Source organism: Actinomadura sp. KC06, assembly GCF_004348735.1.
Lineage (GTDB): Bacteria > Actinomycetota > Actinomycetes > Streptosporangiales > Streptosporangiaceae > Spirillospora.
The window spans coordinates 1-7,489 of sequence record NZ_SMKT01000263.1 but is presented as its reverse complement, the minus strand read 5'-3'; the positions used below and the strand labels follow the sequence as shown (position 1 = coordinate 7,489).

The window sequence follows — 7,489 nt, the reverse complement described above, 5'->3', positions numbered from 1 at the left end:
GTGCGGTGCGGCGTCGGGACGTTGATGCGTTCGGGGATCGGATTGGTCAGGCAAGGCGGAGGACGCCGCGTTCCGGGGAGGGGTGTGTAGCTTCGCCGAGGTTGCGGTTTGCGTTCTATGGGCGGATGTCGACGGTGGAGTATCAGGACCGGGCCTCATCGATCGGCTGGCAGCGCGAGGCTGCCGAGCAGCTCGTCGCGGGCCGGGGTGTGATCGTGGCGGAGTTCTTCGATGCGGGGTGCTCGCGGCGGCTGTCGTGGACGGAGCGTCCGCAAGCCGCCGCGTTGCTGTCCGAGCTGGCCGATCCGAAGCTCAGGTTGGATGCGATGGTGGTCGGAGAGTACGAGCGGGCGTTCTCCGGTGATCAGTTCTCCGAGATGGCGCCGCTGCTGCAGCGGCTCGGAATACAGGTATGGCTGCCCGAGGCGGCCGGACCGGTAGAGCCCGGCAGCCTGGAACATCAGGTCCTGATGAGGCTGCTGGGTGCGCAGTCGCAGCGGGAGGTGTTGCGGTCTCGGCATCGGGTGCTGGCGGCGATGCGGGCGCAGGCGTGTGAGCAGGGCCGGTTCATGGGAGGCCGGCCGCCGTATGGGTACCGGCTGGTGGATGGCGGCCCGCATCCGAACCGGGTGCATGCGGGGTGGGGGCGGTGGCTGCGCCGTCTAGGAGCCGATCCGGTGACTGCTGCGCATGTCCGGTGGATCTTCGCGCGCCGGTTGGAAGGGTGGAGCATGGCCGGTATCGCGCGTGCCCTCAACGAGCGGGGCGTGCCGTGCCCATCCCATGTCGATCCTGACCGCAACCGGCACCGAAGCGGTGAGGCATGGACGCTGGGCACGGTCGCGGCGATCTTGGGGAACCCGCGCTATACCGGGCGTCAGGTGTGGAACCGGCAGCGAACCGACCGCGACTCAGCAGGCCCTGGCGGCAGACGGGAAGGTGTGGTGCGGCGATGGAACCCGGTGCAGGAGTGGGTGATCTCTGAGCGGTCTTTGCATCCTGCGCTGGTCAGCGACGAGGACTTTCTAGCGGCGCAGACGATCCGTGCCGCCAGGCCCACGCGGGCCGTCCAGCCCGGTCCTGGTGAGCACGTCGGCCAGGCGGGGCGGTCCAGGTCTCGAGTTCTTCACCGATCTCCCGGCGGCACGCCAGGTGCGGGGTTCGCCTTCCTCGGCGACGCTGCCGGGTGCCCCCAGTCGTCGCGGTAGCGGGTTTGACCAGCAGTACCCGACCGTGCGGGTCGGTGAGCAGCATGCCGGTCGGATGCCGCGCATAGGACCTCTAAGACCGCCCATAGGCCCCACGGCGACTCGTCGACCCTCTGAGGACTCTCATGGAGGACCCGCCTGGCCACAGCACCCCGCAGAGGATGCTCTGAAGCAGCCAGCCGCTCGGCCCGGAACTCCGAGAAGACTCCAAGCGTCCGCGGCTTGCTCTCGTGCCTCGGAGCCGTCCCACGGGGCGTGACGGAGTCGATACCGCGTGGGGACAGCCAACACATTCTTCACCGTACGGTGAGAACAGCAGATCCGGACGTCCAGTTGCGCGCGTGGCAGTGGGCGGTGGCCAACCGCACGTCGGCGGGGGATCTGCCACCGGGGAAGGTGATCGTCGGTCAGTTCGGGCGCAGCGAGCGGTGGGGACGGTTGGTCAAGCAGGCCGGCCGCGCTGGCAGTTCGACGCTCTTGCTTCGTAGCGAGACCTCGCGGAATCCGGCGTTGCCGCCGGGCAGCCGTCTGCTGACGGTAAATGCGTTGGCCACGCCGATATGTTCACCCTCACCACGGACAGGGACGCGGTGCCGGAACAGTGGACCCGGGCGATGCTCGGCGACGTCCCCACCCTCCAGGAACGGCTGATCTGGCGCGTCCTGCTCGGGTCTGCGGCTCGCCAAGCGGCCGATCGCCGGACACCGTGGCCGGATGGCAGATCACCGGGCGCGGCCAGAACTGGATCCGGCTCGAGGCCGCCTCCTGGTTCCTGACCGGCAACCTCCTCGTCCAGGCGGCTGACGGGCGCGTGTCGCTGGCGACCATCCTCCGTTACGACCGGATCCCTGGCCGTCTCCTGTGGTCCCCGCTGTCCGCCGTCCATCGCCGACTGGCGCCCGGCCTGCTCCATGACGCGGCGGCGAAGATCCGACCGCCTCAATAGCGCCCGGCGCTGTTCCCCTTTCCCCGGGGGCCGCGGGGCGGTCCCCCCGGGGGTGGGTTGTCGATCGGGACGGGCCGGCCGGACCGATCAGTGGCGTCCCCGCAGCTGCGGGGCGAGGCGGCGGAGCCCGGTGAGCCAGGCGGTCCCGGTCACCAGGGTGACGAGGATCGCGCCGGCGACCAGGGTCGTCAGCGCCATGGCCAGAGCCATCGGCAGGCCGGCCAGGACCAGGAAGACGATGAACACGATCACCGCGGCCAGCGCGATCACAGCCGGCCAGACCTGGTTCATCCGGGAAGCCGACCCGTCCGGGATCGTCCCGGGCAGATCGGGTCGACGAGCACGATTCAAGATCGGCATGACCGTCCCCTTCTTGTGAGGTGAGCCGGTGTGGCGGGTCACCCTCAGGGCGGGGATGTCGTCGTTGCCGGATACCTTCACCCTACTTCGAGAATTCCGATATTGCGGAATATCTGAAGTAAACTTCCCAAGGTGCCTTCCGATACTCCGTCCTCGCCTGGACCCCAGCTCCCGCAGCCCGGGGCCGATGACCCGCGGCGCCCGCATGGCAACCTGCAACAAGCCCCTGGACAGCGCCATGGACGCGGCCGCGGGCGGCGGCCCGGCGCCCGCGCGACCCCGCTTCCGGAGGAGGCGCAGGCGGTGTTCGCCGAGTACGAACGCGCCCTCGCCCGGTGCGATGGCCCGCTGGACGCCGATACGGTCCGCGTCTACGCCTCCCGGGTCCGCCAGTACCTTGCCTGGCTAGCCGCCGCCGACGTCGACGAGACGGTTGAGGACGACCCGCTCACCGAGCCTGACGCCCGCGACCTGGCAGCGCGCGCCTACCGCGTCCACCTGGAGACCGTGGCGAAGCGCAGGCCCGCCACCGTCAACGCGCATCTGACCGCGGTGGACGACTTCTACCGCCGCCGCGGGCTCGGCCCGGCCTCCGCCGAACGCGCCGCGCTTCCTCCGGCCGCCGCCCCGCGCGCGCTGGACGAACGCGACCAGGCCGGGCTGCTGCGGGAGGCCGCCCGCGCCTCAGCGCGCGACAAGGCCATCGCCTTCACCGCCTACTACGCCGGGACCAGGATCGTGGAGATCAGCAGGCTGGACATCGACGACGTGCGCCTGCCGGCCCGCGGCGGCGACCTGATCGTCCGCTACGGCAGGAACGGCGGATTCCGTGCAGTGCCTCTGCATCCGAATCTTCGTGCCGTGCTGGAAGAGTGGCTCGGCGAACGGGCCGGCTGGAAGGGCGCCGGCACCAGCCGGGCGCTGTTCCTCAACCGCCGGGGCTCTCGCCTGTCGTCGCGGTCCGCCCACACCGTGCTGCGCGCCATCGCCGACGCCGCGGGCCTGCCCCTCGGCCGCGACGGCGCCTTCACCCCCCGCGTGCTGCGCCACACCGCAGGCCAGACGATGGCCCGCCAGGGGACTGACGCTGTCGTCGTCGCCGATCTCCTCGGCCTCTCCCTGGAAACTGCCCGCCGCCACCGTCCGCCCACCGAGCAGGACCGCCGGCGAGCCATCCAGCGACTCACCATCGACGAATGACCCCGCACGCTTGCTGGTGGCCGCAGGGGCGAGTTCGAGGGTCCGTCCGGTGGTTCCGTCCGCCGTGGGATCTGGGTCAGCCAAGTCATCACGGAGCGGGTCGTGCCAGAACATCTGCGAGGCGATCTGGGGCGGGGCGAGCGCGGCGCGGGCCGATGCCGGCGTCGAGCCGGCCGTCGGTGAGCAGCACCGTTCACCCACCTACTCGCACTCCTCGACTCTGAGAGGCGGTGTCGCGGGACCGGGGCCGGGCGGTTACAGCGAGGGCGTGGCGAGGTGGTCGGCGGTGCCGCCGCGCCATTCGATGAGGAAGAGGCTGGCGTCGTCGCTGGTGATCCCGCCCCTTTCCCGCTTGAGCGTGTGGGAGAGCTCCCGGACCATCTGCTGCACGGTCGCGGCGCCGGGCTCGACGTGTTCGATGGTGGCGATCAGGCGGTCCTCGCCGAACTGCTCCCCGCCCGCGGTGTGCTCTTCGACGAGGCCGTCGGTGTAGGCCAGGATCCGGTCGCCGGGACGGAGCCGCTGGGTGTTGATCACGGGTGTCGAGCCGCCGATGCCGACGGGCAGCGTCCCGGGACCCTCCAAGGCGCGCAGGACGTGGTGGTCCCGGATGAGCAGGGGCGCCGGGTGGCCGGCGTTGACCCATTCCAGATGGCCTGTCCCGACGTTCAGGCGCATCATCTGCGCGGTGACGAAGTGGTCGGGGCCGAACTGCTCGTCGATGGCGGTGTCCATGAAGGCGTACAGTTCGGCGAGGCTGGCGTCGGTGCGCCTGGCGTGCCGGTAGGCGCCCACGGCGACGGTGGCCAGTACCGCGGCGTTCAGTCCGTGGCCCATCGCGTCGATCATGGCCATGTGCAGGACGTCGTCGTTGAGGGCGTAGTCCAGGCTGTCCCCGGCGACGTCGTAGGCGGGTTCGAGGATCCCGGCGATGGCGACCTGCGGCGTCGTCATGGTCAGCGGGGGCAGCAGTGACCATTGGATCTCCGCGGACACGCTCATCGGTTCGCGCCGCCGCGCCTGGAAGAACTGGTCGGTATAGCTGTTCTTGGTGACCAGCATGTCGGCGACCAGCCCGGCCAGCCGTCGCAGCAGTCGGCGGTCGTCATCGTCGATGACGTCCAGGGTGAGGGTCATCACGCCGATCTCGTCGCTGCCGTCCAGCAGGGGCAGGAACATCCGCACCCCGTCCGCCTCGGCGTGCTCGACGGCGGTCTCGGTCAGGAACGCCTGCCCGGCCAGGGAGCCCACCAACGGCACCGGCTCGGTCTCCTTGAGGCCACGGCCCGGGAGGGACACCAGTGTGAGCTGGGCGTAGTCCTGCAGCAGGATCGAGACGTCGCGGCCGCCGATCGCGTGCACCTCCTCGGCCACCAGCGGTGCGATGAGCTGCGGCGGCATCTCGTGCGCCCGGTCCAGCAACTGGCCCAGCAGCCGCTCGCCGAATCCCTCGCTTCGATCCACCGCACCATCCACCGTCTCGCCGGCCCCCTCCGTCCCCTCACTGTTCCCCCGGGCAGCGGGCGGCACTGCCCGATCAGCAAGGAACGCTCAAAGCTTGGGTAAGCCCAGTGTCACCATCCGGCGGCGGTGACCGGCTGGCGAGGTCGGTACCCAGCTCGGAACGCAACGGCCCGCCGACCGTCCATGCCGCGGCATGGACGGGAACAGATGGTGCTCGATCTGGTAATTCAGCCCTGCCCGCTTCACCTCGCGGTGGTCCACGCGCGGAAGTGGCCCCGTCACCGATGCTGGTCTGTGTTCGTGCCCGGCGGCGCTGTTCGGGAGGCTGTGGGAGGCTGAGGTGAGGCGTGGCCATCCGGTCGCCTCGGGCAGGGCGAGGCGGTGAGCGGCCATACCAGCGGCGGGCGAGGCGCGGGCGGCCCGGTTGTGGGAGCTGGTCGCCGGGTGCGCGGACGGTGAGCTGGTATCGGCCGCGCATGTGTGTCAGGCGGCCGTGGTGGCGGTGGAGGTGGACGGGGCGGCGCTGTCGGTGGCGACCCGTCCGGACCGGCGGCAGCGGGCGCACGCCACCGATGCGGTGGCCGCGCTCTTGGAGGAGCAGCAGTTCACCCTGGGGGAAGGCCCGTCCATCGAGGCGGGAGCCTCCGGAGGCCAGGTACTGGTCGCCGACGTGTCCTCGCCTGCCTGCGCATCCCGGTGGCCGGTGTTCGTGCCGGTGGCCACGGCGGCCGGGGTCCGGGCGATGTTCGCCTTTCCGCTGCAGGTGGGGGCGATCCGGCTCGGCACCCTCACCCTGTACCGGGCCAGGGCGGGGTCGTTGACCGGGGAGCAGGTCGCCGACGCCGTGACGCTGTGCCGGACGGCGGTGGCGGTGATGCTGACCGCCGGTCAGACCCCGCCGAACGGGGCGGTCTCGGACCAGGGGGCGTGGCCGCTGGGCGGCCCGGGCGAGGGCCGGATCGAGGTGTACCAGGCGACCGGGATGGTCGCGGTCCAGCTCGGTGTCGGTCTGCAGGACGCGTTCGCGGCGTTGCGCGCCCGCGCCTTCACCGATGGTGTCCCGCTGGCCCGGCTGGCCCGCCGGGTGGTGGACCGGCGGCTGCGGTTTCACCCCGACGACTTCCCCGACAACTGACGACACGATGGATCGACACAATGCCTACCGATAGACAGCGTCACACGACAGGACACCCCAGCGACTTGGCCAAGGAAATGGATTGAGCAGCCATGCCACAGCAACAACGACTCGCTGAGGTGTTCGTCGAGCTGGCCGACACCCTGGTGGCCGACTTCGATCTCATCGAGTTCCTGCACCGGCTGGCCGAGCGCTGCGTGGAGCTGCTGGAGGTGGAGGCGGCCGGGATCCTGCTCACCGACCAGGCCGACGAGCTGCAGGTGATCGCGGCCTCCAGCGAACAGACCCGGCTGCTGGAGTTGTTCCAGCTCCAGTCCAGGCAGGGCCCCTGCCTGGACTGCTTCGCCACCGGCCGTCCCATCAGGGTCGCCGACCTGGCCGCCGAAGCCGCCCAGTGGCCGCTGTTCACCGCCGCGGCCCTCGACGCCGGTTACGGCGGGGTCCTGGCGTTGCCGATGCGGATGCGCGAGCGGATCATCGGCGCGATGAATCTGTTCACCGCCCACTCCGTCGTCCTGGCCGCCGACGAGGCGGCCACGATCCAGGGGCTGGGGCAGGCGATGGCCGACGTGGCGACCATCGGCATCCTGGGCGAGCGCGCGGCCCGCGAACATGAGCTGCTGTCCCAGCAACTGCAGATCGCCCTCAACAGCCGTGTGATCATCGAGCAGGCCAAGGGCATGCTCGCCGAACGCCACCAGACCTCCCTCGATCAGGCCTTCGCCGCTCTGCGCACCCGGGCCCGCGACACCAACCGCAAACTCGCCGACCTCGCCCAGGCCGTCATCGACGACGACCCCGCCGTGGTGAGCTCCCTGCGCCCACCCCACGATCCCAGCCGCCGCGCCGACCAGACCTGACCGCGGACGATGGCGGAAAGGTGCCGAAGAGCGCGCGGACGACGGTCGACTCCGTGCGCCTCAACCCGCGACACCCGGCACGTGCCCGCGGGGCCGCCCAGTTGGACCCGCCGAGCATATGGGTGCGTGCCTGCGAGCGGTGTGCTCACCCGCGCCGCCTGGGCCGCGACACCAGCCATGGGGCGGCGACAGGCTGACCATCGTGGCGCGTTGGGCGCTGCTTCAGATCACCGTGCCGTTTCGCGACCTTGAAGGTCGTGCGCCTGGTGGCCGCCCCCTGGGTCGCCCCCGCTGCGGCGGTGGGGCGGCCACCAGG

7 protein-coding genes are annotated in these 7,489 nt (G+C 70.9%); 5 read left to right on the top strand and 2 right to left on the bottom strand.

Features of this window, described 5'->3' with window-relative positions; genetic code table 11:
- Positions 1 to 5: 5 nt before the first annotated feature.
- On the top strand, positions 6 to 1,208 hold the full coding sequence (locus tag E1287_RS40755; RefSeq protein WP_279508655.1) for a recombinase family protein: 1,203 nt from the start codon (positions 6 to 8) through the stop codon (positions 1,206 to 1,208).
- Between the two features lie 706 nt (positions 1,209 to 1,914).
- The gene (locus E1287_RS45220) at positions 1,915 to 2,154 is read left to right on the top strand and encodes a hypothetical protein (protein ID WP_207934764.1); all 240 of its coding nucleotides are present in this window, start codon (positions 1,915 to 1,917) and stop codon (positions 2,152 to 2,154) included.
- Positions 2,155 to 2,241: 87 nt separating this feature from the next.
- On the opposite strand, the gene E1287_RS40745 is transcribed toward E1287_RS45220, so the two are convergent.
- Positions 2,242 to 2,514: a hypothetical protein gene (locus tag E1287_RS40745; RefSeq protein WP_131971085.1), complete on the bottom strand. Its 273-nt coding sequence runs from the start codon at positions 2,512 to 2,514 to the stop codon at positions 2,242 to 2,244.
- 303 nt (positions 2,515 to 2,817) lie between these two features.
- Between E1287_RS40745 and E1287_RS40740 the strand changes: the two genes are divergently transcribed.
- The gene (locus tag E1287_RS40740) at positions 2,818 to 3,714 is read left to right on the top strand and encodes a tyrosine-type recombinase/integrase (RefSeq protein WP_131971083.1); all 897 of its coding nucleotides are present in this window, start codon (positions 2,818 to 2,820) and stop codon (positions 3,712 to 3,714) included.
- Positions 3,715 to 3,969: 255 nt separating this feature from the next.
- On the opposite strand, the gene E1287_RS40735 is transcribed toward E1287_RS40740, so the two are convergent.
- Positions 3,970 to 5,178, bottom strand: a complete 1,209-nt coding sequence (locus E1287_RS40735; protein ID WP_243719783.1) for a PP2C family protein-serine/threonine phosphatase — start codon at positions 5,176 to 5,178, stop codon at positions 3,970 to 3,972.
- A 496-nt stretch (positions 5,179 to 5,674) separates the two neighbouring features.
- Between E1287_RS40735 and E1287_RS40730 the strand changes: the two genes are divergently transcribed.
- Together E1287_RS40730 and E1287_RS40725 are read left to right on the top strand one after the other, a co-directional pair.
- Positions 5,675 to 6,313: a GAF domain-containing protein gene (locus E1287_RS40730; RefSeq protein ID WP_131971081.1), complete on the top strand. Its 639-nt coding sequence runs from the start codon at positions 5,675 to 5,677 to the stop codon at positions 6,311 to 6,313.
- A 92-nt stretch (positions 6,314 to 6,405) separates the two neighbouring features.
- A complete protein-coding gene (locus tag E1287_RS40725; protein ID WP_131971079.1) occupies positions 6,406 to 7,173 on the top strand; it encodes a GAF and ANTAR domain-containing protein in 768 nt (255 codons plus the stop codon).
- The last annotated feature ends 316 nt before the right edge of the window (positions 7,174 to 7,489 follow it).

What these genes read in the sequence shown, in the direction of transcription:
- E1287_RS40745 (WP_131971085.1), bottom strand. Translation starts at nt 2,514, where the DNA reads ATGCCGATCTTGAATCGTGCTCGTCGACCCGATCTGCCCGGGACGATC.
- E1287_RS40725 (WP_131971079.1), top strand. Translation starts at nt 6,406, where the DNA reads ATGCCACAGCAACAACGACTCGCTGAGGTGTTCGTCGAGCTGGCCGAC.